Raw genomic sequence first — 2,546 nt, forward strand, 5'->3', positions numbered from 1 at the left:
GTGGCTTAACTTGGTGTCCACATTTTCGTTGTAGGATCATACGGCGCACTTTATCCTCAAACCAATCTAGCGCCATCCTCAAGCTACTAAAAGCATCAGCGGCTAAACTAGGATTCATGGCTTGCATACTCGCATCGTATATATGATGGTCTCCACGCCATTTTTTGACAGAACTAAACTTACGCTTCGCCACGAACTGCTGCACTGTTGAGGGAGCCAATGCTACTCCGGCTAAATCAACATTCTCCTGCAAAAGCTTAGTTACACGCTCATCACCTGCAGTCGCTCCGCCTAACTGAAAAGCCAACGCAATTGAATCCGAATATCTTTCTGTTTTCAAAGAAGATTTTAGTGCAAACTGAAGACGATTGTGCCTAATTTCTTTCTTCTCAATAGAGTCTTCATCAGGCAACCCTTTCTTAGACAATGCTAATTCAATGAGCTTATCAATCTTTTCAGCTTTATAAAGCAACATGGGAAGAATTGCTGCAGCATAGGCAGACATACTGGCCTGCTTTTCTATTACATGAATGAACTGCTCAAGTTCTACTGCGCTTTTTTCATACTTTGTCCTAAACCATTCTTCAGCAGGCTCATCGCAAAAATATAAATAACCATCTATGAGAGCGATCGGCTTTTTAAGATCAGCAACAAAACTCTGTATCATAGACTGCTGAAGTCCAGTAACATCAGCTAACAATTCAAGGGGAATTAAAGGAGGTAAGATAGCTATGGCAGAGCACAATCTCTCAACATCACTTTTGCTGCCTAACCCTGAAGCTTCGATCGCAGACTCAAGCATATCAAAAAGTGTATCGTTAACATCCTTTGCATCACTCCCAAACTTACTGAGCGCGATTTCCAAAGAACTAACAGAATCGAGAGCCCAACTCTGCACACGAGGATTCTTAGAACTTAACCTATGAAATTCAGCAAAAAGACTATCGTCGACCACATTCACAAAGCTTTTTACATGAATTTTGGTTTCTTCTAATGAAAATTCAGGGATACTTTGCTTCAAAACCCTTTCTGACATATCAAGCAATCCCACTCGATATGGCCGAGCAGTAACAACCAGCTTAACACCTTCAGGGAGTTTTTCTCGAACGAAATCTTTTACAAATGCTCGATGATCCCCAAATTCTTCAGCAGCTATTTGTGAATTATCCGCAGCATCTATAGTAATAATCAAAAAAGCACTGGGGGTGGAAAGTCGAATAGTTGTTATGGCACTTTGAACTCGCGTTATAAACGATGCAATAAAGTCTTTATTATCTGATTTTCCACTTGGAATCAGAGGGTCACACAAACCCAACGCAGCAAGCTCATTAGCCATCTGCACAAAAGCATCTTTATGCCTATGCCTAGACTGGCTCAAATTTCGATATTGACCATTACCGAAACAGTCATAAACAAGGCTTACAGAACCTGTAGGTAAATACTTTTCAATACATGTCGTGAATACTGTTTTTCCAATACCACCATGAGCCTCGACTATAGAAACACTGTCAGTATTTGAGAGAATATTTTTTATAATACCCTGATAACAATCACGTTCAATCGTTAAACTAGGTACCGCAATTTTACTTTCACACGGAAAAAGTTCTGCTTCCTCAACGCCTAACCGTCGCAAGACGTCAGTGCGGCGAATGTGAGGATCTAACGTATATTTTGTAGTGGCTTTTTGGGTAATAAGCTCCTTCAATTGAAGGGTTGCATCAGCATCACGAGATGAAAGAAAACGAGCAGATTCATCATATGCTAAATGCTCCTATTGTTGCCAAGAAGGAATCGAATCTGTCAATTCAAGCAAGTCACAAAAGACATTTAATTTATCTGGAGAAAGACCTGTATAGGAAAGTAATTTATTATGAAGAGATACATTCGTTATAGGCAAGCATGACGCACTTTGACGTACCAGTTCTTTAATTTCAGATTTGATTGGTCTATTTGTTGTAAAAGAAAACTTTAAGCGCTTAGTCTCAATAGACTCTGGACATTCATCAATAGCATTTGAAAAACGCTCAGCAAATTTTCGCAATGTCTTTTTTAAGCCACTTAATGTAAATTCTTTATCTTCTTGAGCTGTTGAATGTTTCAATTGGATATATTTAATCAATCGAGCATCTCGTAACGATTCAGCACCATAATATTCACCGACATCAACAATCTCTTCTCCGCTTGCTATTGCTCCAGATTCAGTTTCATTAAATGAAGGCCCTTCAATCGTAACAGAAACAAGATCTGATTTCGGAATTAAAAGCTTGAGACATTTTCTAGTTGCCCACCAATAGTGAAACTGATCACCGTCCCGGCTACACTTAACTTTAAACTCATCACCCATATCCGTCCCCAAAAATATTTTTTATAATATTTCTAAACAGTAACTAGAACACTCCTTCTAATCAAGCAAACGCCCGACTTACAAAACAACAACGCTACCTTTTCTCCCCAATACCAATCCCCGCAGCACTATCACGTAAAAATGTACCAAATAAATGTTCCACCACGTTCGCCCTAGCATATTCCCCTAAGTCAGCTATCAT

General features: G+C 39.4%; 2 protein-coding genes. Both read right to left on the reverse strand.

Annotation, left to right across the window (positions count from 1 at the left end):
• The coding region (locus QZY95_RS12820) for a hypothetical protein (RefSeq protein WP_290924133.1) at nucleotides 1–1,705 on the reverse strand (1,705 nt) is incomplete at its 3' end.
• 66 nt (nucleotides 1,706–1,771) lie between these two features.
• Complete coding sequence (locus QZY95_RS12825) at nucleotides 1,772–2,344, reverse strand: hypothetical protein (protein ID WP_290924135.1); 573 nt, start codon at nucleotides 2,342–2,344, stop codon at nucleotides 1,772–1,774.
• Between the last annotated feature and the right edge of the window lie 202 nt (nucleotides 2,345–2,546).

It is taken from the genome of Halodesulfovibrio sp. (assembly GCF_015482765.1).
Classification (GTDB): Bacteria; Desulfobacterota; Desulfovibrionia; order Desulfovibrionales; family Desulfovibrionaceae; genus Halodesulfovibrio.

What these genes read in the sequence shown, in the direction of transcription:
- QZY95_RS12825 (WP_290924135.1), bottom strand. Translation starts at nt 2,344, where the DNA reads ATGGGTGATGAGTTTAAAGTTAAGTGTAGCCGGGACGGTGATCAGTTT.